The sequence below is a fragment of the Serratia sp. BW106 genome, assembly GCF_002607755.1.
GTDB lineage: Bacteria > Pseudomonadota > Gammaproteobacteria > Enterobacterales > Enterobacteriaceae > Serratia > Serratia proteamaculans.
Genome location: NZ_MCGS01000066.1, coordinates 1 through 24739, shown reverse-complemented (window position 1 = coordinate 24739; position 24739 = coordinate 1). Strand labels below are relative to the sequence as shown.

Annotated in this window: 22 protein-coding genes and 1 pseudogene; 10 read left to right on the top strand and 13 right to left on the bottom strand. The window is 48.0% G+C overall.

The genetic code is table 11. The features are described 5' to 3' along the window. Nucleotides 1–35 precede the first annotated feature (35 nt). The 6 genes from BEI65_RS26025 to BEI65_RS26000 all read right to left on the bottom strand — a co-directional run bounded on the left by BEI65_RS26025 (nucleotide 36) and on the right by BEI65_RS26000 (nucleotide 6223). Nucleotides 36–1097: a helicase RepA family protein gene (locus tag BEI65_RS26025; protein ID WP_004133501.1), complete on the bottom strand. Its 1062-nt coding sequence runs from the start codon at nucleotides 1095–1097 to the stop codon at nucleotides 36–38. Nucleotides 1098–1182: 85 nt separating this feature from the next. Further along, on the bottom strand, nucleotides 1183–1368 hold the full coding sequence (locus tag BEI65_RS26020) for an AlpA family transcriptional regulator (RefSeq protein ID WP_004133503.1): 186 nt from the start codon (nucleotides 1366–1368) through the stop codon (nucleotides 1183–1185). Between the two features lie 20 nt (nucleotides 1369–1388). Beyond that, nucleotides 1389–2660: a tyrosine-type recombinase/integrase gene (locus tag BEI65_RS26015; RefSeq protein WP_004133505.1), complete on the bottom strand. Its 1272-nt coding sequence runs from the start codon at nucleotides 2658–2660 to the stop codon at nucleotides 1389–1391. Between the two features lie 214 nt (nucleotides 2661–2874). Beyond that, nucleotides 2875–3780, bottom strand: a complete 906-nt coding sequence (locus BEI65_RS26010; RefSeq protein WP_016808127.1) for a hypothetical protein — start codon at nucleotides 3778–3780, stop codon at nucleotides 2875–2877. Further along, the gene (locus BEI65_RS26005) at nucleotides 3749–3997 is read right to left on the bottom strand and encodes a hypothetical protein (protein ID WP_071530324.1); all 249 of its coding nucleotides are present in this window, start codon (nucleotides 3995–3997) and stop codon (nucleotides 3749–3751) included. The genes BEI65_RS26010 and BEI65_RS26005 overlap by 32 nt, the downstream gene beginning before the upstream one ends. 933 nt (nucleotides 3998–4930) lie before the next feature. Beyond that, entirely contained in the window at nucleotides 4931–6223 is a 1293-nt protein-coding gene (locus tag BEI65_RS26000; protein WP_048280194.1) for an alpha/beta fold hydrolase, read from the bottom strand. Between BEI65_RS26000 and BEI65_RS25995 the strand changes: the two genes are divergently transcribed. Continuing rightward, a complete protein-coding gene (locus tag BEI65_RS25995; protein WP_048280192.1) occupies nucleotides 6222–7115 on the top strand; it encodes a LysR family transcriptional regulator in 894 nt (297 codons plus the stop codon). The two genes, BEI65_RS26000 and BEI65_RS25995, sit on opposite strands and share 2 nt — an antisense overlap. 94 nt (nucleotides 7116–7209) lie before the next feature. On the opposite strand, the gene BEI65_RS25990 is transcribed toward BEI65_RS25995, so the two are convergent. Together BEI65_RS25990 and BEI65_RS25985 are read right to left on the bottom strand one after the other, a co-directional pair. Next, complete coding sequence (locus tag BEI65_RS25990; protein WP_099065681.1) at nucleotides 7210–7758, bottom strand: GNAT family N-acetyltransferase; 549 nt, start codon at nucleotides 7756–7758, stop codon at nucleotides 7210–7212. Nucleotides 7759–7885: 127 nt separating this feature from the next. Next, nucleotides 7886–8451, bottom strand: a pseudogene (locus tag BEI65_RS25985) (transposase); the annotation flags it as partial. 23 nt (nucleotides 8452–8474) lie between these two features. On the opposite strand from BEI65_RS25985, the gene BEI65_RS25980 reads away from it, so the two are divergent. Then, on the top strand, nucleotides 8475–9287 hold the full coding sequence (locus BEI65_RS25980) for a low temperature requirement protein A (RefSeq protein ID WP_198404515.1): 813 nt from the start codon (nucleotides 8475–8477) through the stop codon (nucleotides 9285–9287). A 320-nt stretch (nucleotides 9288–9607) separates the two neighbouring features. On the opposite strand, the gene BEI65_RS25975 is transcribed toward BEI65_RS25980, so the two are convergent. Beyond that, nucleotides 9608–9883 carry a hypothetical protein gene (locus tag BEI65_RS25975; RefSeq protein ID WP_020439764.1) on the bottom strand — a complete coding sequence of 92 codons (276 nt, stop codon included), beginning with the start codon at nucleotides 9881–9883 and terminating at the stop codon, nucleotides 9608–9610. Between the two features lie 181 nt (nucleotides 9884–10064). On the opposite strand from BEI65_RS25975, the gene BEI65_RS25970 reads away from it, so the two are divergent. The 5 genes from BEI65_RS25970 to BEI65_RS25950 all read left to right on the top strand — a co-directional run bounded on the left by BEI65_RS25970 (nucleotide 10065) and on the right by BEI65_RS25950 (nucleotide 15473). Beyond that, nucleotides 10065–11330: an MASE1 domain-containing protein gene (locus BEI65_RS25970; RefSeq protein WP_099065679.1), complete on the top strand. Its 1266-nt coding sequence runs from the start codon at nucleotides 10065–10067 to the stop codon at nucleotides 11328–11330. 28 nt (nucleotides 11331–11358) lie between these two features. Next, nucleotides 11359–11967: a response regulator gene (locus BEI65_RS25965; RefSeq protein ID WP_099065678.1), complete on the top strand. Its 609-nt coding sequence runs from the start codon at nucleotides 11359–11361 to the stop codon at nucleotides 11965–11967. Nucleotides 11968–11969: 2 nt separating this feature from the next. Next, nucleotides 11970–14687: a response regulator gene (locus BEI65_RS25960; protein ID WP_232103351.1), complete on the top strand. Its 2718-nt coding sequence runs from the start codon at nucleotides 11970–11972 to the stop codon at nucleotides 14685–14687. A gap of 110 nt (nucleotides 14688–14797) precedes the next feature. Beyond that, nucleotides 14798–15211 carry a lysozyme inhibitor LprI family protein gene (locus BEI65_RS25955; RefSeq protein WP_099065676.1) on the top strand — a complete coding sequence of 138 codons (414 nt, stop codon included), beginning with the start codon at nucleotides 14798–14800 and terminating at the stop codon, nucleotides 15209–15211. A 37-nt stretch (nucleotides 15212–15248) separates the two neighbouring features. Continuing rightward, entirely contained in the window at nucleotides 15249–15473 is a 225-nt protein-coding gene (locus BEI65_RS25950; protein WP_145917166.1) for a hypothetical protein, read from the top strand. Nucleotides 15474–15523: 50 nt separating this feature from the next. Here BEI65_RS25950 and BEI65_RS25945 read toward each other — a convergent pair whose 3' ends face one another. The 4 genes from BEI65_RS25945 to BEI65_RS25930 are packed head-to-tail and all read right to left on the bottom strand — an operon-like array spanning nucleotide 15524 to nucleotide 19675. Then, the gene (locus tag BEI65_RS25945; protein ID WP_232103325.1) at nucleotides 15524–16330 is read right to left on the bottom strand and encodes a DUF4105 domain-containing protein; all 807 of its coding nucleotides are present in this window, start codon (nucleotides 16328–16330) and stop codon (nucleotides 15524–15526) included. Continuing rightward, complete coding sequence (locus BEI65_RS25940; RefSeq protein ID WP_099065673.1) at nucleotides 16314–17714, bottom strand: HdeD family acid-resistance protein; 1401 nt, start codon at nucleotides 17712–17714, stop codon at nucleotides 16314–16316. Before BEI65_RS25940 ends, BEI65_RS25945 begins: the two co-directional genes overlap by 17 nt. Nucleotides 17715–17755: 41 nt before the next feature. After that, entirely contained in the window at nucleotides 17756–18892 is a 1137-nt protein-coding gene (locus BEI65_RS25935; protein ID WP_064799159.1) for an MFS transporter, read from the bottom strand. 39 nt (nucleotides 18893–18931) lie between these two features. After that, on the bottom strand, nucleotides 18932–19675 hold the full coding sequence (locus tag BEI65_RS25930; protein WP_064799160.1) for a MipA/OmpV family protein: 744 nt from the start codon (nucleotides 19673–19675) through the stop codon (nucleotides 18932–18934). 529 nt (nucleotides 19676–20204) lie between these two features. Between BEI65_RS25930 and BEI65_RS25925 the strand changes: the two genes are divergently transcribed. The 3 genes from BEI65_RS25925 (at nucleotide 20205) to BEI65_RS25915 (ending at nucleotide 24655) form a co-directional block, all read left to right on the top strand. Further along, nucleotides 20205–20597 carry a hypothetical protein gene (locus tag BEI65_RS25925; protein ID WP_020439774.1) on the top strand — a complete coding sequence of 131 codons (393 nt, stop codon included), beginning with the start codon at nucleotides 20205–20207 and terminating at the stop codon, nucleotides 20595–20597. A gap of 74 nt (nucleotides 20598–20671) precedes the next feature. Then, nucleotides 20672–21010, top strand: coding sequence for a hypothetical protein (locus tag BEI65_RS25920; RefSeq protein WP_099065672.1), 339 nt, complete (start codon nucleotides 20672–20674; stop codon nucleotides 21008–21010). Between the two features lie 447 nt (nucleotides 21011–21457). Beyond that, complete coding sequence (locus BEI65_RS25915; RefSeq protein WP_157765484.1) at nucleotides 21458–24655, top strand: autotransporter outer membrane beta-barrel domain-containing protein; 3198 nt, start codon at nucleotides 21458–21460, stop codon at nucleotides 24653–24655. Nucleotides 24656–24739 lie beyond the last annotated feature (84 nt).

Here is a 24739-nt window from a genome sequence, read left to right as displayed (position 1 = left end):
GGAGATGGTGGGTCAAGATCATTAGTAACCATTTTCTATGGCGCTTCAGGTAGAGAGGGCAGCAGAATTTCTTCACCGTTGTCCACCAGAGCCCCATCATCAACAAGCTTCTTCAACCATCGCGTAAAATGTTTAATATCAATTCCCTGACTTTTCAAATCATCACGAATTGATTTTTTTGTGCATTTTTCACCATTTTCCAAACGATTATTTATTATTCCCCAAAGAATTTTATGATTTAGAGTGAGGTTAGAAACCTCAGACAATTCAGGAAATAAATACTTTGGCCTTCTCGCACTGTCAATAACAGCCAGAGAAGAGACTGACTCACCATCAGTATCGACAAATAACTCTGACTTTTGCAATTCATAAGCGTTAGATTTCGGTTCTTCTGCATCTTTCATCTTCGTACAAGATAGAACTAATGCTTGTTCTTCGGCCTCTCTTTTAACATTAAACTCAACATCAAGTGCAGCTCTAAATGAGCTTGACCCTCTGGCACCCTTAGATTCATCCTTGCCTGAATGATGTACAACAAGGACGGTTGCAGATGTTTTATTTTTTAATGAGTCACAACCTTCAATAAATGCACCCATATCTCTGGCATCATTCTCATCCTTTCCACCAAAACAACGTGCAAGGGTGTCGAAAATAATTAGTCGAACAGGAAAATGACTCATATCCTCAATGTATTTAACCAACTCAACAAGAGTACTAATCTCTGACCTTCTCACCGGAAACACAGGCCTATTAACTAACCAAAGATTATCAGCCTCTTTTTGGTATATATTTTCCCAAGCTTTAACCCGACGAGATACTCCAATTCCTCCTTCCCCTACTATATAGACAACAGCCCCCTGATTTACTTTATTTCCTGCCCAATTAACTCCAGTTGCAATGTGACATGCCCATGACACCGCCAAAAAGCTTTTATAAGAACCGCTGGGACCATAAATGCTGCATAATGTTTGGTCTGGAAGGTGATTTTTCATAACATAACATTGCTGCTTATTATAACCGTCAGACCCTTTACTTAATGGCATTCCATTTACGCTGGAAATTTTTTTCACATTGTTACTGATGTTTTCATCGTTCATAATATCATTTCCGTTATATAATTAGAGACTATTTTCTGACAAAGGCACCCCTCTGCCAGAAAGACAGTTTATTTTTCTTTGCCATTTACTTTGTAGATGTGCTGATTTTTTCTTGGATCCAGGAATTAATTTCACTTTCAATGAAAGCTACTTTTCTTGAGCCTATTTTTATCTTTCTTGGGAATACCCCCAATTTGATTAATTCATAGATTCTTGGCCGGGAGTATCCAGTTCTGTTAATTACTTCATCAAACGTAAGCAACTTATCCATTTCTCACCTCTCATAAAAATTTATTTACTATTATTTTCAAAGTCATATGGATGATGAAACCCATGTTGCAACTGCATTAGATAATCTGACCACCATTGCATCATTTTTTGCCTTTCTGGAATAAGCTCTGCTTTGTGAATGTATGCAGCACGAACATTATTTCTTTCTTGATGGCTCATTTGTCTTTCTATTGCATCTCGGCTCCATTTCCCAGACTCAATAAGGGCACTACATGCCATAGTCCTGAACCCATGAGAACAAAGATCTTTTTTGGTATCGTATCCCATCGATTGTAAGGCATGATTAATAGTATTCTCACTCATTGGTTTTTTAGGGAAATGATCACTGGTAAATACAAATATTCTTTCTCCTGTAATGCTTTTTATTTCCTGAATAATCGAACATGCTTGATGACTCAACGGTACAATGTGGGGTGTTTTCATCTTAGAACCACGATAAGAATACTTTACCCCCGGTATTTCCTCCCTGACCGATGGGATAGTCCATAATGAATTTTCTAAGTCAAATTCCTTCCAGCGCGCAAAACGCAGCTCACTTGAGCGCACGAAAGTATGTAAAAGAAATGTCATAGCTAACTGAGTTAATCTTCTGCCTTTAAATTTTTCTATGCGTTTAAGGAACTCTGGTATGTTCTCTAATTCCAGTGCAGCACGATGCTCCGAGTTTCTTTTTATCAGAGCCCCCGATTTGTGCGCAATGGGGTTAAACTCCAACAATCCATTATCAACAGCCAAAGTCATAACTGAATTAATACGCTGATAAATACGCGATGCCAACTCTAAACGCCCTGAATCTTGAACTTGCTTAACAGGTTTTAGAAGATCCTGCGTTTTGAGGAGCTTAATATTATCGTCACCAAATACTGGAAAAACCTCATCCAGTAGACTTTTAAGAATGCGTCTACTATGTTCCTTTGACCATTGGCGATTACTCGCATGCCATTGCATAGCGACTTCACGGAATGTTAAAAAACCTTCTTCATCCTTCGTCCCTCTTGGATCAATTCCTCTGGCAATATTTCTTTTGACCTCTTCTCGTTTTTCACGTGCTAATGCCAAAGGGATATATTTATACTCACCAAGAGATATCAGCCGATCTTCTCCATTAAATCGGTAACGCAGTCGCCAATAAGCAGAGCCATTTGATTTAATCAACAGGTATAGTCCACTGCCATCTGATAGACGACTGTCTTTTTCGATAATTTCCCCACTCAGTTTCCGAGCATTTAACTCTCTGAGTTGTTTTTTAATATAAGCATCCGTCAGAAACATAATTAAATTCTCCGATAGTATTTTTAGATATCAAGACGCCTGTTAACGACTGACCACATATCCAAACTACTACGAGCGAAAGAGGAGCCGAATAGCAAACCCTAAAATACGGAGTTAAATCCCATAAAAAATAAATTATCGATATTTATTAAAATAAAACGCATATTTTTTTTAATTTTAAATCCAAAAAATATGTACATTACAGTATAATACACTACCTGAGGTAGACCTCGGTTATTTCGGGTCTGAAATGCCCCAGTTCCTGACTGACAATCTCAAGTGCCTCAGCATAATGGCATCCGAGACTCTGAAGTTCTTCCATTCGTTCCTGCGCATAACTATGTCGCGTCCCATGACTCCCCGCAGACCAGCCCAAGGTTCTGGTACTGGCTGTGCTGAATGATCGGCTCCAGGATTGCCCTGCTGCGATGGCATAAAATTGGTCATAGTGGACACCACGATCAGTGATTTTTATCGGTTCTGGTAATCGTGTTGTCTCCAGGTTTTCGGCCAAATCAGTGGATAACCTAATTTCCCGAATTAGCCCGCCTTTTCCCTGCACCGTGTACGCCTTCCCAGACCGTCCCATAAATTTTTTAGCCGAAACAGGCCTGATATTCGGTTGGCGTTGCTGTAACTCACAGATCGTAAATAATTCGTGGCTACGTAATCCCGCATTGTAGGCAATCAGTGTTGCCAGACCATTTTTATCGGACTGATGCGATGAAATAAGGAAGATCTGTTCTGATGTATATGATCTCGATGATAATTCTTTCTCTTTCAAAGAATGCACTACCTCAAGAACTTCTCCGGAGGGTAATTCCTGCGTCAGATGAATCATCATTGCCTGTAGAGCCTGACGTTCCATATCCAGGCTTTTCTGACCAACAGCAGCAGCCCTTTGATGGAAATAAACCGTGGCCATTTCAGGCGTAACATCCTGTAGGTTTATTCCGCCATTTATTCTGAAATACAGGGCAATCCGCGTCAGGGCTGCCTGATAATTTCTCACTGTGCCAACTGAGCGAAAAACATCAGCCTGCAAAATTTTCATTACGTTAGCGGCCTGCCGTTTTGCTATTTCCCGGTCAGTTTTTTTGACTGAGAATTTGGCCATCATTCTTCTCCAACCAGCGTGTGACTGTTGTTAAAACAACACAGACTCTTTTTTTTCGTAACCAACGCTGAATTTCAGATGCAGAAGCACCATGCCGCCTTAGCGCAAGTATTTCCATTCGATATCTGTCCAGACGCGATTTATTGCGCCTGTAGGGCTTTTTCCTGCGCTGCCGTGTTTCTGCCTGTAATTGCTTTACTATCATTTCTGCATCGAACATAAGAAGCCTGCTGAGTTGTAAGAACATCTGGTCCGCGGTCTGCAGCCAGCGACCACTATGAATAGCATGACCCATAGCGCCTGTTCGCCCCGGTTAGCCTGTATCAGGCGGGCTCGGACTGTTCTCGCCCTGGAAGAAAAGTTGTGAGTTTTTACCGCAGGCAATATCCCCATCAGATTAGGGTTCTGCGTGAGAGTTATTAGCGTTAGGTATATTTGATAAAATGCTTATAAAACATAATCATATTGAAATATGACGCAGCTAAATCGCATTTGATAGATTTGAGGCATACATTCATAACTTACTGAAAAGTTAGGAAAGCCATAGATTTGATACCTGTTCTGGCCAGGTTTTGCCATTAAATCATTATTGCCTGTTGTCGGCCAGGCTTTGCCATCAGAGATGTTGTAATTTGTCAGTTTCAGCCCTGACAGCCCCTAAGGACGGCTTAATACTTTTAAGTTAATAAAAAGTTATGGCAAAATCAACGTTGCATCGATTAAGTTGCGCATTTTCCCTCTCAGCCCTTGCCGTACAACGCCTCCCAGCCTAGTCCTTATATAACGCATAGCGTTAATGATGGTGAAAGCATTATCGAGTGAGCCTTCAGGCGATGCATTTTTTGTAAGCCTTGAGGCGTATGATTCTTCTTTAACACAAATCCTACGGCAATTTGAATCAGGATGGTAACCGTTTGAGCTTCATTTGCTCGTCAGTTGACTGTTGTTCGCAAGTCATTTGGGCATTCTTTGATAAACTGACAGACAGCTTTGAGCGAAAAGCAGGCGCTCCGAAATCAGCAAGACATAACAGCAATCTTGCGCTCATCGTTATTACCGCATGCCTTAAAACGGCATGCGGGTGGTGGCGGATGTCACTTACCTCTCTGCAGCCACGCGATATTGCTAGCGCAAGCTATTCTTACTGAACTCACTACGTTCCTGATGGATTTGAAATCAGCAGCCGCCAACCTCCGTCAACGCTTCGCAACAACACCTGCGTTGCTGTACCGGACTCTTCGTGCAGTGTTCTATCCTTAGTGGTTATGGTCAAAGTCCAGTCAATAATAAGCAGAGCAATTTCACCGGCGGAGAGGATCGAGCGGATATGGTTTCTGATAACTGGCTGGGATGATGTCAGTGACAAAAAAGTGTCCCGAAGCTTTTCAGGATCGCTTTCGATGACCACACCATCAGTCATTTTCATAGTGGCACGGTTACTGAACAGAGCCAGCAGGTCATCAACCCTGCCTGCATTGAAAGCATCATCAAACGCGGCTATCGTTTCGACAGGCGAATGGTAGACTGCTGTCCCCCCTTCAATGGCGGCTGTAAATTTTAACAGGTGGCTGGCGACCTCTGTAGGGGCCTCCAGAGGCAAGAGATGTCCGACGTCTGGAATGATATACATTGATGCATGTGAAATAAGGGGCAGCAATTCTCTTTGCAGAGTAGCCGGAAGGTCTACACGATCCAACTCCCCTGAAATGACCGTCACAGGGACATTAATTGAGGCCACTTCCTGGGTAATGTCTTCGCCGATAGCCGTATTAGGCCAGCCTTCTTTGGCCTCGGATGAGGCCCTCAAACTGTCCTCGATTACCTGTTCACGCAGAGCAGAACTTAGTGCCCCCGCTGTCAGGACATTATCAATCACAAAGCCGACAGATTCGCGGCTGTTATATGCGCTGGATAACGTATCGCGCTGCTCAGGCGTGAGACGCATAGGTGAAGGTGGAGAGGGAGCGATAAGCATCAGGCCTTCAAGACCTGCAGGCCGACGCGACGCCATCAGTTGGGCAACTTTTCCCCCCATCGAATGGCCAACAAGAATGTAGCGTTTAAGCTCAAGCGCTGAAATAACCCCTTCGGCATCCCGAGCAAGGTCACCAATTCGGTATCCTGATTTAGGTGCGTCTGAGCCCCCCCAGCCCCGGTGGTCGATTGCAACTGTGCGGTAGTGGTCAGGTAACTGACTTATCACGCTCTCCCAGGTACGGGATGAACCGCCATAATAATGCAAAAATACCAGTGCAATTTCACCGCTGCCCTGTTGCTCAATGTGGATACCCGTTCCATTCACCTTAATTTTCATCGTCTCATGCCTCTTCATGTAATTAAGGTAATGGTAATTGCTGTCATGAGTGATGATAATCAGCGTAATTGTGTCGACAGCCGATACTCTGATTATCGAATGGTGGTAAGTAATGGACAGGTTCACCAGCATGCAGATTTTTATCGCGGCAGTGGATGAAGGCAGTTTCGCCGCCGCCGCGAGACGTTTTAAGCTTTCGGCTGCAATGGCAGGAAAGCATGTCAGCGCTATAGAATCTGATCTAAATGTACGACTTCTTCAGCGTTCAACACGCCGTCTTAGCCTGACGGATGCCGGTGAGCGGTATTATGAACGTTGCAAAGTTATTCTTGAGGTTCTTGAGGATGCGAACCGGGAAGCCAGTGATGTTCAGAAAACACCGAAGGGGTTGCTTCGCGTTGCAGCACCGGTCGCCTTCGGTGCAATGCATCTTGGTAGGATCGTATCACGCTATCTGGAGCAATTTCCGGAGGTCAGTCTGGACGTTGTACTGGAGGATAAATACGCCGATCTACTCGAAAATCGAATCGATGTTGCCATCCGAGTTGGGCGTCTTGAGGATCCGACACTGGTTACGCGGCGGCTGGCACCTTGCAGGATGGTTTTGTGCGCCTCACCGGAGTATTTGAAAAAACATGGCACACCAGAGACGCCGGATCATCTTTCCCGTGCGCCTCGACTGGCGTTCAGCCAGGCGGTTTCAGCGGGAGACTGGACGATTTATGATGCACAAGGCAGGCCGCACAGTATTGAAGGCCCATGCCGTATGACTGCCAATAACATTCAGTTGCTTCTCGAATCTGTACTGGCCGGAACAGGCATTGCTTACGGGCCCAACTTTGTTTTTGGCGAGCATATTAAGCAGGGCAAGCTGATAAAGCTGCTGCCAGCATACCGGACGACTGAACTTACTATTCAGGCTGTTTATCCCAGCGCGATCCGTATTCCTTTCAAGGTTCGCAGCTTTGTTGATTTTATTGCTAAAGCGTTAGGAGATACACCGCTGTGGGGAGAAGAAAATTGAAATATGCAAGAAGTAACGTCTGCTGTTGGCACTGAGTGGACGAGTTTACAGGGTTGAAGGTCCGCTGTGAGCGAGGAGCGGACATTGTATCCCATTAGCTTGAGTGATGGGCATTCCACTCATCACGAGTAATCTCCCACAATTCTGAGTCCAGAAGCCCGCTGACAAACTGTTTCTTTTCCGTTTTGATTAGCCGCATGCCGCTACTGGCTGAAATGTGCTGAGAACGTATATTTTCGGCCGCTTTTGGGGCTCGCAAAACAGGCTTGTTCAAAGTATTAAACCAGTAATTTGTAACCGCAATACTTGCTTCCCTCATTAATCCCTGCCCCTGATACTCAGGTACCAACCAGAAACCACGATTATTATCTTCCGCTTCGTCCAGGCAGATAACGCCTATCAAATTGTCAGGGTTATCCCGGTGCCGTATGGTCCAAACCCAGGCATGGCCTTTTGCCATAGCGGGCAGCGCGACATTATTCACGTAATGCGCTGCACCATTGTCAGGAAAGGGCCAGGGAACTGATGACACCATATAACGCACAATTTCCCAGCGCGGATAGAGCTTCTGAATCTGGAGTGCATCTTTGGAAACTAATGGCTTTAATAGCAAACGATCTGTTTTTAGCGTGGGTATCAGCATGCGCTCTTTTCCTTACTGATTAAAAGGTCCATTACTATTTTCTGTTAGTCCAATACTTAATATAATTCATTTTGACGTGCTCCCTAATTTTTAATGCAACGCGATGTTAGTAATGTCCGCTATTGGCACTGACCAGCCCCAGTTCTTTCATGAGCCGGCCAGCAAGCCAGCGCCCCATCTGGTAGCCTCTCTGGGTTGCCATTGTGGCGATGCTTCTTGCTCCGGCCGAACCGTGGCTAACGCCATGCAACTCAAGTACCTGACTTCGTAACACAGCCCGTCTGCCGTCTGGTTTTTCAGGACGATTTTTCCAGTATTTATAGCTGCTGCGATGAACCCCAAACACATGGCAGAGAGTGGCCACAGGATAACGCGCCCTGAGTTTCCCGATTATCGAGAACTGTTCAGGGAGTCTGACATCAAGAGCGCGGTAGCCTTTTTTAATATTTCGTTTTCCATTTCAATACGTTGTAGCTTTTTCTTCAGTTCACGTATTTCGATTTGTTCCGGTGTTATCGGAGAAGCTTTTGGTGTTTTGCCCTGACGCTCTTCACGCAGTTGCTTGACCCATTTTGTCATTGTGGAAAGACCGACATCCATAGCCTTAGCGGCATCAGAGACGGTGTAGTTTTGATCGACAACCAACTGAGCGGATTCGCGTTTGAATTCAGGACTAAAATTTCTTCTTTTCATTGGAGCACCTGTGTTGTTCTGAGGTGAGCATATCACCTCTTTTCAGGTGGCCAAATTCAGTAAACCACTTCACTTATGCTGCCGCCATCACTGTTGCTCAAATAGGTTGGATTGCGATTATCCTGTTTCATTTCCCTTTGGATATTACCCTCATACTATGTGGCATATGGTTTCTTGTCGAACTAGCGGGACCCGCACTAGCGGAACGAAAGGATGGTGGCACCCCTTGGCATGCGGAGCACATGACCGAACGCCATAGTCTGTTCGCGATAATTGCACTTGGTGAAGGATTGGTGGGCACGGTCGCGACGTTATCAGCTGAAATGGAGCATCAGGGCTGGACGATGGACGCAGCACTCGCCTGTATTGCAGGTGTCGGGCTCACCTTCGGGATGTGGTGGGTATATTCCATTCTACCCTCAGCGAAAGTATTACACAGGCATCGCTCGCGCGCTTTCATATGGAGCTATGGCCAGATACTGCTTATCGCGTCTATAGTTGCTACCGGAGCAGGGCTGGATGTTGCGGCGACCTTCATCGAAAATAAAGCTCACATCGGGTCATTATCAGTCCTGCTCGCCACCGCAATTCCAGTGACCCTATTCCTCGGATTGATCTACGCGCTCCACTATTTTCTTGTGCGCCGTTTCGATCAGTTACATGTATGGCTCCTGCTTGCGACCGGTATCGTAATCGCGGCCTCTGTCACCGCAGCGATTTACGGTGTAGGTATAGTCATATGCTTGGTCATTCTTATGTTTGCGCCAATCATCACGGTGGTCGGTTACGAGGTGTCAGGACATCGTCATCAAGGTGAGGTGCTAATGGAGCAGTAAATAACCAGGGTTCTTGCTGCACGTGCCCACCGCAACACCTGAGCACAGGAAGATGTTTGGTAAATTCCGTGCAGAACAACAGTACCTATCCTGTAATGCATACCGACTGGGTATGGCCAATGACAAACACTCATAGCATCGTGCTTGTCATTGGCCAACGGGACGATCTCTTAAGTTACGCAACCGTCGTATAACAATTGTAATGGGTTTTCACTTCGCTTAGAAAAAATCAAACCCATTAATATTATGGATTGGCAACCTATAACAATATTAGTTTTATGAAAAAACGCCTTTGAATTGACTTAATAAATCAAATCAACTCATGAAAAATAACTTCCAACGCTAGTGTTTTTCATGCCATTCAGCAACTTACCACCGACCTGCTGCAATAACCCTCTGGCATGCTGGTATTGAACGTCAAGTTGACGGTTTTGCTGCATACTGGCATTTAGGGAAAACAACACCGTCCCCTCTTTCATCACAAATACCGGCTCAGTATTACGTGCGCTATGCCCAACAGAAGTTAAAGAACAAAACAGCACCAGCGCTGCTGCAAATACCAATATGATGCCACCGAACAATTGAATGTTTTTCATAGCTGACAAACCTCAGTAATTGAGTGATGGGAATTGACGATTCGGCGCGATGCCGTAACTTGATGTGAAGTATAAAGACGTATTGGAACAGCGGATATCTGACTAGTCAGAAAAGCAATTCGTAGCTAAACCTAGAGGATGGCTGTTAATATTTACCGCAAAGAGGACAAGGGAGATAACCATGGGTGCCGGGCGTATTCCACGTCGTTACGGCTTGTTACGTTGGCTGATATTTGTTGCGGTTTACTTCTTGCTCGCCACCATCAGTCTCGAAACACGCGATCCCTGGAGCCTGTCCAGCACCATTTGGTTGCCGGCCGGTCTGTTGCTGGGCGTATTATGCACCCGCTCCCCGGCACAGTGGCCGGTGTGGGCGATCAGCGCCGGCGTACTGCATTTTTCGGTCAGCCTGCTGCACGACCGCCCCTGGGATATTGCGCTGGCGTTCGCCCTGCTCGATTTAGCGATCATTTGCCCGCTGGCGTTGATCTGGAATGGGCTGCACCGCTATTCAAACGGTTTGTCGCACCCGGGAGAAACGTTGCTTTTGCTGGCCGGCGTGTACCTTGCCAGCGCCGTGGGCGGTCTGTTTAGTGATTTAATTCTTAAAGCTCTCGGCTATCCGACGCGGGTTTCGCATTTCATCAGTTGGGGAATTTCAAATGCTACCGGCTGCCTGGCGATCGCACCGCTATTTATTATCCATCGTTTGAATCATGGCCAGTGGCAGTGGCCCACCCGCCAGCAAGCCGTTATTGCAGCGTGGGTTTTTCCGTTAGCTATAGCCGTTTTTTTCCTGCCTTCCAGTCTGTTAAGCAACGACCTGCTGAATAATGCTTTATTGTATTCCGTGTTGGCGCTATCGCTGTTGCTGTCCGCTTTGTTGCCCCTGTTGCCGCTGGCGCTGTACTTTATTCTGCTCACGCTGCTGGTTAGCCTGGCGACGCTCTACGGCTATGGCCCATTTCGCCCAGCGTTGGCCGGCATGCAGGCGGTCGAAGCGTCACAGCTGTACTTGCTGATGACAATCTCACTGGGATTGTTAGTGGCAACGCGGGAACAACGACATCGCTCTCAGCGCAAACTGATGCAACAACAGCAGCTATTGCTGAACGCATTGCTACAAACACGCCACCCAGCCTTTTTTCGCCTGTCGGCAGAAGCTGAACAATTGGATTGGCAGCCACACGACGCCGTTTTCGGCATGCCGCCACGTCAGTTAGCCAATCTGACGCTGCTGCTGGCCCATGTTCACCCCGACGATCGCGAGGTGCTGAAAACATTACTGCGCACCGTAAGGGAATCGCGGAATACACCGCAATATTGCTCATTACGCCTGCTGCTGCCCGATGCACATTATCATCATGTCGAATGCCGTTTGTTGCACCGTCCGCAACAAGGGGTGGTCGGCGTATTGGCACTGGCGAAAGCGGATTCACTATACTGATTGCATTGTCTGCTCCGAGGAGTCATTTGTGCAAAAAACCGTGGTAATAGCCGATGATCACCCCGTATTCCTGATTGGTCTGCGAACCGTGGTGACCACAGCCTTTGGCGATAATTTTACGATCGTCGGTGAAGCGCAAACGGTGGATCAACTGCTGGCTTTGCTGGCGAAAAAATTGCCGGATGTGCTGCTCACTGATTTCAATATGCCGGGTGAACAGCAGTCCGACGGACTGCGGCTGATTAGTACCCTGCGCCGCAAATACCCACAGTTGCCGATTGTAGTCATTACCGTGATGACCAATCCCGGGCTGATCAACTCCATTCTGGCTACCGGCGTGTTAGCCGTGATCAATAAGCAGAGCCTGACCACTGAGCTGACCGCGTGTTTGAAAGCGTTACAGCAGGGACGCCGACCGCCGGGCAACGCCGTATCATTGCCCTCCACAGTAGCAATGAGCCCACGCGAGCTGGAGGTCGTGCGCCTGTTGGCCCAGGGGCACGGCGTTAACGATATCGCCGCCATGCTCAGTCGCACCAAACAGACCATCAGCGCGCAGAAGAAAAGCGCCATGTTAAAAATTGGCGTCAACTCCGATGTCGATTTGTTCGCCTATTTGCGCGAGGCTGGGCTGTGAAAATGAAAGCCTGGCTGGTGCTGGTCACCTTACTGCCTGCGTGGGCCTGGGCGACCGGAGACATTCACATCGGTCTGCTCGACGATCGTCCACCCTACAGTGATTTTGATGCAAACCATCAACTGCAAGGAGCGGCGACAGATTTACTGAGCGCCCTTGCGGCTCAAAATGGGTTGCACTTCACCACACAGGCCACATCCAGCCACAGTCAATTGGCGCAGATGTTGAACGCGCAAAGTATTCAGGCAGCTTTGCCGCCGCCGCAAAGTTCAGCGCCACCGCCGGGGATACTGGTTTCGCATCCCTTGTTGCAACAGCGCTGGGCACTGGTGGTTCGTCAGGATCGGCTGCCGTTGCAGCACGAATCATCGTTGGATCTGCGTCATCAACGGGTATTGATATTACGTCACAGCCCGGCGCAGGCGGGATTATTTGCGGCTTACCCCGGCGTGGAACTCGGTGAGGCGGCGTCATTACATGAAGCGATCCGGTTGCTGAATGCCGGTGCCGCGCAGGGCATCGTCTGCGATGCCACACAGGCGGCGTTGTTAGCCAGCAATCTTTACCCCGGCAGGCTGAGCGTGCGCCCACTGCCGGCAATCATCAGCAGCCAGTCACTGTGGCTGGCACCGGGTCAGGAAGCGCTGTTGCAGCGTATTAATCATGCCATCGACACCCTGCCCGCAGGCGTTGCACAGTCGATCAATGAACGCTGGCTGTTGAACTCAACGCTAAGTGCAATGCAACCGAACGGCACCACCAGCGATCGCTGGTTTAATCCGCTGACGGCGGTCAGTGCCGCGCTGTCGCTGTTTCTGATCGGTTTTCTGTCGACTGAAATTTTCCGCCGCCGCCGTGCCGAACGCGGTTTGCGCGATGCGTTGAAATACTGGCAAACGCTGCTCAACAGTATCCCAACGCCACTTTTGGTGTGTGATCCGCTCGGTAACATCACCCATTGCAATCAGGCCTTGCTAGAGTCACTGACGCTAACGCAGCAGCAAGTGATTGGACACTCCCTGGAGCAGTTTACCGCGCGAAATCCGATTATTCCCGCCATCAGCCAACAAGAGCGCATAGCCGCCATCGGCAATATGCAACCGCAGTTTTCCGACCGTGCAATAGTGATACAGGGAGCGCAACGGGAAATCGCTCAATGGCTGGCAGCATACAGTGACAGCCGTTTGACACCGCAAGGGTTGCTGCTCGGTTGGTATGACATCAGCGAGCGCAAACGCCTGGAGCGCGATCTCGCCAATGCCTTGCAACAGGCCACCAACGCCAGCCGCGAAAAAAGTCATTTTCTGGCGCGCATGAGTCATGAAATTCGTTCACCGATGAACGCTATCCTCGGTATTCTTGAGTTGGAAACCCAGCGCCCCGAAGCCGCCGGAACGTCACTGCCGATAGCCTATGCGGCCTCACGCCAGTTGCTGCAAATTGTCGGGGATGTGTTGGATATTTCCAAGATTGAAGCCGGTGAAATGCACTTGCAAGCTCACCCCACGGAACTCCATCCCTTGCTGACGCAGGCGCTGGATACCTACGCCGCGCTGGCGGCACAAAAAGCGCTGCGGCTGGACAGCGATATCGAAGCCGTCTGGCAGCATCAGTACCTGCTCGATGGCACCAAGTTGACGCAAATTCTCAATAATTTGCTCAGCAACGCCATCAAATATACTGAACAGGGCTTTGTGGCACTGCAGGTCGGTGTACTACCGCAGGATCCTCATCACGACAATCTGACGTTCAGTATCAGCGACAGCGGCATAGGTATCGCGCAACCCCTGCAACAGAAGATTTTGCAGCCCTATGCTCAGGTTGATGCCAACGCGCCGGCCAGCACGGGGCTCGGGTTGGCGATTTGTACCCAACTGCTGCAACTGATGGGTAGCGAGTTACAGATTGACTCCACCCCGCAGCAGGGTTCACGGTTCTCTTTCACGCTAACGCTACCTCGCACCACCGCAGGTGATGAGGCGCAAGAGACGCTCACCGCTCCCCTCGTTGAACACTCGCTGCGGGTGCTAGTCGTGGATGATTTGCCCGCCAACCTGACGGTGATGAAACTTCAACTGGAAAAGCTCGGACATCAGGTCACCACCTGTGACAATGGTCGCCAGGCGCTACAATGGCTGGAGCAATCCCCCTTCGATTTGGTGCTGACCGATTGTCAGATGCCGGTTTTCACCGGCTATCAGCTGGCGCAATGGCAAAGAGAGCGAGAACACGGCCACCGTCAATATCTGCCTATCGTCGGCTGTACCGCCAATGCGTTTAACGATGAGCAATACCGTTGTCTGGCGGCGGGCATGGACGCCGTGCTGATCAAACCGCTGACACAGCAGGATTTGCGTACCTTAGTGTCGGAGCAACAGGCCATTCGTGTGGACATGCGGGAAATCCAATTGATGGCCGCCGGGCAACCGCAGGTCATGACCACCTTGATTGACGAATTGCAACGCAGCAGCGACGCTGACCGCCAACAGCTGCTCGCCGCCACCGCACAGCCGGACGTATTCGCCGCGGTGTTGCATCGGCAGAAAGGCAGTTTTGCGCTGGCGGGCTACCAAAGCGGGGTCAATCTTTGCCAACAGTTGGAACAACATCCCCCTGCTTCGGCAGAACCGACGGTTGCTCTGCTGCGTATGAATGCGCTAATTCTGCGTTTTATCGCTTTACTGGAACAACAGCGTGCGGCGGTAAACGTTGACGATTGAAATGCACGCATCTCCCTTCATCAAGGGACAAGAGCTGATATCAAGTTGGCGTAACGCCAAAGGCTTACCTATTATTAGATGAAAATTTCTCAACTTAAGGATATTAAAATATGCAAATGCGTATTGTCGCCCTTCCATTGATTTTTTCAGCCTTTTTTTCAACCAGCGCGCTGGCAGCGGATAAACCTGAAAGCAACTGTTTGCAGACAGCCCAAAATCAGGTTGAACTGAATGACTGTGCCACTCAGACTTACAAAAATGCAGATGGAGAGATGAATACAGCCTATAAAAAAGTCATGGATACATTAAAATCATCCCCTGAAAAAAGTAAGGCGCTACTTCAGGCGCAGCGCGCCTGGCTAAAATTTAGAGATGCGGATTGTGCGTTTTTGAGTTCAAACTCTGCAGGCGGGAGTATTAACGCGATGAATAACGCATTATGTTTGAGTGAGCGAACAACGGAACGCACAAACTCTCTGAATAAAATAAAAAAATGCGACATAGGCGATCCTGAGTGTCAATAACTGATATTTAGCTTGAAGCCTTTAATAATGGAGAAGAATGATGCGAACAGTATTACTTGCAGTTTCAATGGTACTTTTATCAGGGTGTGGGATCAGTGATGAGCTTGATGCGATGACTCTGGAAAACCATAAAAAAGTTTGTGATGGTTATGGTTTTACCAAAGGGACCGATGCCTATGCCAATTGCCTGATGCGACAAGACGAACTTGAAGATGCGGATGAGCAAAAGATGATGGATAGAGAGGCCAAAAAGAAAAAATAACGGCAGGAATCATCCTACCTTCAGAATCACAAGCAGGGAAAGTGAGCTACTCAACTTTCCCTCTTAACACCCTCCCGAATCAAACGCGAAAAATCCTCATTGATCACGGCATCGTCCGGCCTCTTGATGAGGCATCGTTTTTTCAACTGTTCAAAAGACTGGCTACTATCCAATAAGCCAAGCTCATAGATGTATTTATCTGCATAGCCGCTGGCCAAGACTTTCCAGCTATAGCGAATGTCGGCAGAAACCGCCTTAGCGTGATGCAAAATATTACTCGTACAATTATTAAATATCGTGTGATAAAACTCGGGTTGGTGGCTCAGTTGATCGATACGTTGCAAATAGCTCAGAAAAATAGCCTGAGCCGTGTCTGGCGATATCTGAAGGGGATAAAGATAAACTTGCTCTTTGCGAACATCGGTTCTGACACCAATTAAGTCTCGCTCATCGGCAAGCACATAGGTCAACATGTAATGTTTAAAAAAGCCGCGCCAGGTCGAATATCGTTGGTCGCGGCTACGCCGCGTTTCTATCGAGACCGCCAAATGGCGGCCGTCTTCGAAACCGAAGCTCAAAAACAGATGCGCAATAGTCTTGCCTGACCAGTAAGAGGAGACCACATCTACCGTTTTTAACTGGCTAATATCGATATCTGCATCGTACCAATCGGGCACATAATCGTCGCGGGTAGGTTGATATCTGAAATTGCGAATATTGCGCAGTACGATTTTACCCTGCTCCCCCCATTCCACCTGCGGTAACCGGGCGTATTCCAACACCCAGTCTTGCTCGTTGCTTGCCGTTGGTGAGGTCAACCAAGAAAACATGGCCATATAACTAGTTGCCTTTGTCATTTGAGGGTTCACCGTTAGCACCTGACGCTATCGTGTCCTGTTTTTTTTCATCGCGCCATTGCTTGCGCAAAGAAAACATTTTCTTTAGGGCACGACGTATGGTGGTTATCCAGCCGGCCGGCCGGGGATCCGCCAACATGCTTAATGCACGTGCGTAATCGAGCGTCAGCCCTGGCGTCCAGGCCATCGTTTTTGCGCGTTTACGTATTTGTACCGCCACCCATAACTCCGGCGTCGTGAGAATTTTACTCAACACCCACCAGTGGCCACGCTGCCCCCATATCTTACCCACCACGCCTTCCAGTGCCGCTTCCAGCCCACGCGCCACACTGCTTGAGCAGTTGCGATGCGTAAGGTTATAGGTGTTGTCTGCCTGGTAGACCTCCCAGAACCGCTTCAAACGTTCAGCATCATAGTTCCTGATCCGCACCTGCATGGTTGAAGGGCACCATTTTTCGGATTCAGTCACATAATCCGGTTGAAACTGCCCTTCAACATTATTATCTGCCGTTGCACGCAGCAAGCGGGTAAATTGATCGGGCGACCGGTCAATATCGACTGCCGGATACAGGCTGATATAGACGCCCTCCGGAGATTCCAGCGCAGCATGGCCGGTGGAAATCACCCCATTTTTATCCACCGCAGCAATATAACGATCAATGACAGGATGAGGTACTACTGCACTCTTCGAGGATCCTACAGGTGTCCAGACATGTATGGTCAGTGCCGGTTCATCGGCAGCCGGAGGGCCGTCCCATTCAGTGACCAACGGCGCCGTTTCTGCCCCGCTGGCTTCCTCAGCAGCCGTATTGCCCAAAACAGCAGGGTTGACCTCCAGCTTTTTGACGCGTATCGCCAGCATAACCATATTCCAGCCGCCAAATATCAATCCCAGGCCTAAGCAATAAGGTACGGTGCCGACATAATGGGTCGGATAGGGTTGAAAGAAGAAAATGGCTAACATGATTTCGATGACACCGCCGGCGACCACAAATTTCCAGTTTTTATAGCGTACAACCCCAGCCGTGACGATTTGCAATAACCCGTCGGTCAAAAATAAAATGCCAAAAATCATCGATAAAATAAAATGACCATGGTGATGCCCGCTCAAGATCAATATCGCGGCCAGTGAGAATGCCCCTCCTTTTACGTAACGCAAGGTACGTTGCCCGCCGATGCCGGTATGCGCAACCATCAACGTTGCCAGGCCTTCGACCAACAACAGGAAAGCAAAGGGATGCAAGGGGAAATAAATCGCGTTATCCAACGCATCGATGAAGATGATTAAGCCAGCCAACACACCTAACCAACCGGCAATCATCAACCCACGCCAGCGGTTACGCAAATAATCAACCCCCAGTAAAATCATTACCAACTGAACCATGCCTTATAACCTCTTCTCATATCTTTTAATTGTAAGACGGCTTAGCAGCCCCGCCTGGCATTCTTAAGGGTAAACAACATAAACAAACCGCAAAGCAACGCGGCCATCAATGGTAGGCCGTGAGTGTTCAATTCCATGGCTACCCCACCCATCATTGGGCCAACCAATGCGCCAACGCCCCAGGCAATCGACAATACAGCATACACCCCGACCAATTCACCGTTACTGAAGCGTTCGCCCACAACAGTGACCACCACAGTATAAATACCTACAAATACACCACCCCACACAAAAAGTAATGTGTATGCCATCCAGGGATAATTAAGCGATATTGGCCATAACAATGCCCCACAGGCCGATAAACCCGCCATGATGATAATTAGCCACTGACGATTGTATTTATCCGCTATCCAACCAATAGGCAGTTGTAACAATATTGCCCCAATCAATAAAACAGAAATCAATGACGTTGCTGATTGTTCGTCCCAACCCAAATTCATTGCATACACCGAAAGTAAGTTGAGACCTGCAGACTCCAGACCTGCATTCAGAACCGTTGCCGCTATAGCAATGGGTGCCAGACTAAGGTACATCAGCGTCGGTTTGGATTGGTGTTGTTCGTCTGCAGGGAATGGCCTTACAGCAGAGCGAGTGACTACTACTGCTGCCAACAATGCGATGGCGGCCCCCAGATAAAATGCCGTATTTCCGCTACTGCCAACGGACACTAAAATGAGTGGGCCAAGAGCAAAACCTGTGGACAAGCTGGCAGTATAAGCGGCAATGATTCGTGCACGGTTTGCCGCTTCAGCCATAAAGTTCAACCAGGTTTCAGTAACAACCAACATAATTTCGCTCATGGCACCCAGCATAAGGCGCAACACAAACCAGGTTGCAAAAGACGTGAGGGGAAAGAGACACAATACGAGGCATGATATAAACAATGAAAATATTATCAATGATTTAGCATTAAACCGCCGACACAACACCGGTAAGAATGGGGCGACAATGAACACGCCGATGGCATGCATCGCCGCATTGATGCCCACAAAGATTTCACTATACCCTTCATTGACCAACCTAATCGCGATCAGTGGTGCACTAAGACCATAGGTTAAGCCAAAAATCATCACAGCGAGCAGGATACCAATCTTGTTAGAGAAGATTGACACTGTCATAGTCTCCTATTCGTTGGCAAAACATAGAGACTTCCCCCGTTAAAAATTATAGTTAAGGCCAATGACAAAGTTATACGTTCCATCGCGATCAACCATTGGGCTATGGCGCACGGTTTTCGATAAGAAGTTATAACGGGATTCAATATAACCTTCCCAAAACTGGGTGAATTTGTACTCTGCTGCCAACATGATAAACGGCGTTAGGCTTTGATGTGGACGATATTCATTAAGCCCACTGCGATCGGCCTCTTCTTGGGAAATCCCATAGTAATAACGCGTTTGTTGTGCATTCGACCAATCAGTACCGATTTCTCCATAAAGCATCACAGAATTGACATTGAGCTCGCCAATGTAGGCTGCCGTTGCAACAACGCCCTTGCTATTATTTAACGTATCCGCCGCTACCTGGGTAAATAGCGCTCCCCACGGAGTGATCCTTTGGTAACTGATCCCCGACATGACAGTTGCACGCCGTTTGTTAAGCCTTTGCATCGCTTCACCGTGGCCATCTTCAGGACGGTAAGCATCTTCATAGTAATAGTAGGCTTTTAATTTCAGTTCATTTTCGGCATCTTTCAGTAGATAAAACCCTGTTTCAATACCGTCGACATACCAAACATCATTGTCATAGCCCACATAGGGAATGGCATAAAAATGTGTACGTTTGGCTTTGTATGCCTGACTTTCCAACTCTGTCTGCACCCCCAGGGAAAAACTGCTTGAAAAAGCACTTGTGGGTATAGTTATTGCTAATAACAAACAGAAAATTTTAAAATGATGCATCTAAACTCCGCACTCATCCGCGCCCACTCCCCACAAAGGCGAGGATAGATGGATTTTGTCTATGTCCATGAAATGTAGCAGATGTTCTACGAATAATCTTACTTGCGTAAACACTTCAGAAAAAACTGATAAAGAAAAAAAACAATCGATTGATTTTAAATAAAAAACATTCACCCAAAGCGACAAATGCAAAAACTCTTTCGTTGATTTCCCAGCCAAATGGCCAGTAAAACCATTCAGATATGAAAAGTTCTCCCTTTCTCAAATATTGAATTTATGCCCGCATGTCAATTACCCAAACTTAGTTATACATCCCAGTACTCATACCTACTTGGTAATAAATTCGATCTTTGTTTCCGTTTGGTTCCCATCGGATGATAGGCAGCATGGTATTCCCCTTAACATATAAGGGGAATAGTCAAAAAATCACAAAATAGCATTTGTATTCAAATGGTTATTTTTTTTTGCACTTGATGGGACATTATGTTCTATACTCACTTCCATTAAACCCTAACCCAGTGATATCATTATGAAAAAAGTGTCATTATTTTTTTCCCTCCCATTATTTTTTGTAGTAAACATAGCGTCAGCCACTGTCGACTGTGCGAGTTTAAAGCTAAAAATTAATGCGGAGAACAAGAGTCTTTACCAAGGTCTGGTACAAAAGGTACTGACTGAAAAAGTCAGCTCAAAACAAATTGATGTATCCGAAGTTTTAGCCGACAAAGAATGGCTAGCTATTTTCGCCTCAACAAAAACCTCTGAGCCTGGCGTTTTTTTCTTCAAGAACAAAGAATTTATTGATGTCTGGGGGGGAATGGTAGAACAAGACGAAAAACCCAACGTATTAAAATGGGCTCAAGGTATTCATGCTCCAGGAACATTAACGCAATGTTTTTTTGATGAAATAGTCATACAATAATACCCTCACATTGGTTATAAAGAGTGTGGGTAGTCAACTTTCAGTAAGATAATCGACACAGGAGGAATTAAAAAATGAAAAAAAGCAAATTTAAATTAATTAGCCCTTTGCTCCTTGCGCTTTCTTTTTCAATAGTTCAGGGCTGTACCAACACCAACGAACCTCAGGTTATTTCCGCACTTGACGACAAACCGTTTAATGACTGGTTCAATAAGTTGTTAAGCCAAATAAAATTCGATCATAATTATAAACGTATTCCGATTGATACCACTGAAAAATCAGACGAGTTTCTTATTTTATTACATGATACTTATCGCCATAAAATCACAAAGAAAGAATTTTCACAGCGAATGATCAGCCAATACCCTGGACATGATTATGAAATTTCATTTATTACATCAAGACTACCTTAACTTGATAAAAACACTTTAGTTTATCGCAAATAATAAACATAAAATTCAAATAGTTATGCGTGATATGCACCCCAAGAATCACATGTCGCGCATAATCCTCAAAAACAAATTTAATTCACATATCAACTTGACTTAATACAATTAACAACTAGATTTTAAAAAACAATTTTACTTTTTCATTCTGGAAAATTATCTCTCTGGGACATGACTATGTTAACAAAAGTAAAACCAATAAGCTTATTCGTCAGTTCATTATTGTTTTCATATTACTCACATTCTGCCTTAGGGGCTCCGGCCCCAGTAACCATTCCTCTGGGGCATTTAGATAATCGTCTAACCATTAATGTCGGCGTCAACGGAGGCCCCGCGCAAAAATATATTTTTGATACGGGTTCAGATCAGTTCAACGCCGTTCTCGGGCGGCAAGATACCTCGCGCTGGCCGAATGTGAATCAGGCATACGAATACCTCTATGGCAACGATGGCTGGGGCGGATATTGGTTACAGCGCAAGCAAATAACAAACCTGACCTATTACACCGATGATGCCACTCCGATACCGGTGGCGACGCCCGACAGCAATAATAAAGGCTACGTCATTGGTCAGGTTGAACATCTGTTGCTCGACCATCCCCAGCAAGCAGATCAAAAGCCGTTTAAAGTCATAGAGGGGAAACCTTACTATATTGATTTAGCCGCGGAAAAACACATTACCACAGGAAAACCGACCGAAGAAAAACACTTCTACGGCACTTTTGGCGTAGGGGATTTTCTTTTTACGGATGCAAAAGGCAATCCCAATGGCGGCAGCCCCTTTAGCACCATCACGAAAACCGGTTTTATCGTCGCCGGTAATGACAATGCCAATGAAAATGGAACAACGCTTTCACCGGGTTGCGCACCTTGTGCCATCCTCAATTTGACGCCCAGCCTGCGGGCACAGTTTGATACCCAGGTTCCCTGGGCACCTAAACGTGAAGAGGGAGATATCACCCATTTCCCCAACTCTGGTGCACCGGCGTCTTCGCAACATGAAGGCCGCTTCAAATACGCCTTCACACTCAATATCAATGGTCAGTCGAGCACCGTTGAGCTTCCCGCAGAGGCGCTGAGCGGCGCAATTTTATTCGATACCGGCAATGCTACTCACGCAACGATAGACAGCAAAAAATTCGGCGACATCCTCGAACAACATGGCGTGAAATTTGATAAGGATGGAGAAAACAACACGTCAGTGACCGCCCTGACGCTTCAGCCTGTCGACGCCAATGGACAGAAAGTCGGCAACGGGATCACTCTGCAGGGAGCCGGTGATGATCGCCTGATTATCGATCGCGACAGCAGTGACACAAAAACCTGGAACATCACTATGGGTATAGGTTTTTTCACTCAATATTCAGTGATGTATGATTTGCAAAATCAGCTCACGGCGTTTACCCCTTTCGTCGTCAATGCCGATAATTTTTCTACGGATGCCAACGGCAGCGGATTGCACCTTAACCGCGTGACCAGGCAAATGGGAAATCTGATGAGTGCCCCTGCCGGCGATCCGTCGGGTGACCCTAATGGAGGAAAAGGTTATCTTGGGTTGGCGGGCGCCATCTCCGGTGCCGGCGACTTAACGCTCATGCCGGATGTGGTGGTCAACATGACCGGCATGAACACCTATACCGGCGTGACCCGGGTGAATAAAGGTGCTGTGTTATATCTTACCGGCCCCGGCAGCCTCGCCCACTCTGCATCTCTGGAAAATAACGGTTGGTTTGACATCACTGAACACGGTAATTTCAATCCGCTGTGGGGCGTTCCAGACAGCATGAACAACGTCACTCTCCGCAGCTTAAGCGGCAATGGCGTGGTCACGCTGGGAGACAGAACGCTGGTATTGAGCCAGGCCAAGGATAATTTCTCGGGCCGTATCACGGACGTTGACCTCGGCAATCCTGACGGAACGCACTATAAAGGCGGCCTGACAATAGCAGGCGGTAGCCAAACGCTCAGCGGGAATAATGACTATGCCGGCCAGACGCGGATTGCCAAAGGCGCTGTGTTGCAACTGGCCAACACCGGCACGTTAGCCAGCGATGTCGCGGCTGACGGGCTCTTTATCGCCAACGGTAAAGCCGCCGGCGCTACTGTGGTGCGCGACGGTGGGCTGGTAGGCGGCAGTGGGCATATCGGCACGCTGACGGCCAATAAAGGGGGCTCGGTGGCACCCGGCAATTCTATCGGTACCTTGACGATTGATAACGATCTGACGCTGGGGAATGGCTCCCGTTATCTGGCTGAAATTGAGGCTGGCCACAGCGATTTGCTGCAGGTCAATGGTCAGGCGACACTGAACGGCGGCGAGATTGCGGTGGTGCCGCAAGCGGGGCAAAACCTGCTGGCTTCGACATCCTCCGCCGGCAATATCCTGGCACAGCGTTATACCCTGCTCACTGCCGTGCAAGGTATTACCGGGCAATTTGGCTCTGCCGACGCCGGGCTGTTTTTAAGCCCTGATCTGGCCTATCAGCCCACTAGCCTCTCATTGGGTTTACAACGTAGCGCCACCCGTTTTGCGGATGTCGCCGTCACGGCCAATCAACGTAACCTCGCGACGGCAGTTGAACGCTTACCGGCTGATAACCCCGTGTATCAAAGCTTGTTGATAGCCCCTTCTGCCGAACTGGCGCGTCAAGCCTATCGTCAATTGTCCGGGCAGATACACGCGGATATCGCCTCCGCGCTGGTGAATAACAGCCGTTATGTTCGGGATACGCTTAACGGCCGTTTGCGCCAGACTCAGGGCGCAGCGGACAGCAGCGACATCAAACAAGACGAGGACGGCGCATGGGTCAGTTTGCTGGGCAACTGGGAGCACGCCAGCGGCAATGATAATGCCACGGGTTTCCACGACTCCACCTTTGGGGTATTGCTCGGTGCGGATAATGAACTGGCCGATCGTTGGCGTCTGGGATTGGCCACCGGTTACACCCGCACCTCATTGCACGGAGACGGCGCATCTGCCGACAGTGATAACTATCATCTGGCCGTCTATGCCGGCAAAACCTATGACAACCTGAATCTGCGCGCAGGTACCGCCTATACCTGGCACCGGATTGAAACCTCCCGGGGTATCGGGTATTACGGCCAGTCCGATAACGCCAAGGCACGCTATAACGCGGGAACAGGCCAGATCTTCGCAGAAGCGGGTTACCGTCTGGACAATACCTGGTTCAATCTGGAGCCGTTCGCCAATCTGGCGTGGGTGAATTACCGTAGCGATGATATGACGGAAAATGGCGGTGCCGCCGCATTGAAAGCAGACAGCCAGAGCACCAGCGCAACATTATCCACCCTGGGTATGCGTGCGGACAAACGCTGGAGTACCGGTAAAGACAGCGCCGTTACCCTGCGTGGTGAACTGGGTTGGCAGCATCAGTACAACGCGACTGAGCGCGAAGTCGGCTTGCGCTTTGCCGGCACTGACGCCACCTTCAATACCGCCACGGTCGCAGCCTCACGCGACGGCATGGTGATGAAGGCGGGGGCAGAAATCAACGTCACAAAATCGGTTGCCGTATCCCTCAACTACACCGGTTTGTTATCTCAGAATTATCAGGATAACGGTATGAATGCCGGCGTGGTATGGCATTTCTGAACATGTCCATATGCGTACAAGGATGAAAACAGTATCTTCCGAGAGATGATTTAGAAACAAAATTGATCTTGACCCACCATCTCC

What these genes read in the sequence shown, in the direction of transcription:
- BEI65_RS26025 (WP_004133501.1), bottom strand. Translation starts at nt 1,097, where the DNA reads ATGAACGATGAAAACATCAGTAACAATGTGAAAAAAATTTCCAGCGTA.
- BEI65_RS26020 (WP_004133503.1), bottom strand. Translation starts at nt 1,368, where the DNA reads ATGGATAAGTTGCTTACGTTTGATGAAGTAATTAACAGAACTGGATAC.
- BEI65_RS26015 (WP_004133505.1), bottom strand. Translation starts at nt 2,660, where the DNA reads ATGTTTCTGACGGATGCTTATATTAAAAAACAACTCAGAGAGTTAAAT.
- BEI65_RS26010 (WP_016808127.1), bottom strand. Translation starts at nt 3,780, where the DNA reads ATGATGGCCAAATTCTCAGTCAAAAAAACTGACCGGGAAATAGCAAAA.
- BEI65_RS26005 (WP_071530324.1), bottom strand. Translation starts at nt 3,997, where the DNA reads ATGTTCGATGCAGAAATGATAGTAAAGCAATTACAGGCAGAAACACGG.
- BEI65_RS25995 (WP_048280192.1), top strand. Translation starts at nt 6,222, where the DNA reads ATGCAGATTTTTATCGCGGCAGTGGATGAAGGCAGTTTCGCCGCCGCC.
- BEI65_RS26000 (WP_048280194.1), bottom strand. Translation starts at nt 6,223, where the DNA reads ATGCTGGTGAACCTGTCCATTACTTACCACCATTCGATAATCAGAGTA.
- BEI65_RS25990 (WP_099065681.1), bottom strand. Translation starts at nt 7,758, where the DNA reads ATGCTGATACCCACGCTAAAAACAGATCGTTTGCTATTAAAGCCATTA.
- BEI65_RS25975 (WP_020439764.1), bottom strand. Translation starts at nt 9,883, where the DNA reads ATGAAAAACATTCAATTGTTCGGTGGCATCATATTGGTATTTGCAGCA.
- BEI65_RS25970 (WP_099065679.1), top strand. Translation starts at nt 10,065, where the DNA reads ATGGGTGCCGGGCGTATTCCACGTCGTTACGGCTTGTTACGTTGGCTG.
- BEI65_RS25960 (WP_232103351.1), top strand. Translation starts at nt 11,970, where the DNA reads ATGAAAGCCTGGCTGGTGCTGGTCACCTTACTGCCTGCGTGGGCCTGG.
- BEI65_RS25955 (WP_099065676.1), top strand. Translation starts at nt 14,798, where the DNA reads ATGCAAATGCGTATTGTCGCCCTTCCATTGATTTTTTCAGCCTTTTTT.
- BEI65_RS25950 (WP_145917166.1), top strand. Translation starts at nt 15,249, where the DNA reads ATGATGCGAACAGTATTACTTGCAGTTTCAATGGTACTTTTATCAGGG.
- BEI65_RS25945 (WP_232103325.1), bottom strand. Translation starts at nt 16,330, where the DNA reads ATGACAAAGGCAACTAGTTATATGGCCATGTTTTCTTGGTTGACCTCA.
- BEI65_RS25940 (WP_099065673.1), bottom strand. Translation starts at nt 17,714, where the DNA reads ATGGTTCAGTTGGTAATGATTTTACTGGGGGTTGATTATTTGCGTAAC.
- BEI65_RS25935 (WP_064799159.1), bottom strand. Translation starts at nt 18,892, where the DNA reads ATGACAGTGTCAATCTTCTCTAACAAGATTGGTATCCTGCTCGCTGTG.
- BEI65_RS25930 (WP_064799160.1), bottom strand. Translation starts at nt 19,675, where the DNA reads ATGCATCATTTTAAAATTTTCTGTTTGTTATTAGCAATAACTATACCC.
- BEI65_RS25925 (WP_020439774.1), top strand. Translation starts at nt 20,205, where the DNA reads ATGAAAAAAGTGTCATTATTTTTTTCCCTCCCATTATTTTTTGTAGTA.
- BEI65_RS25920 (WP_099065672.1), top strand. Translation starts at nt 20,672, where the DNA reads ATGAAAAAAAGCAAATTTAAATTAATTAGCCCTTTGCTCCTTGCGCTT.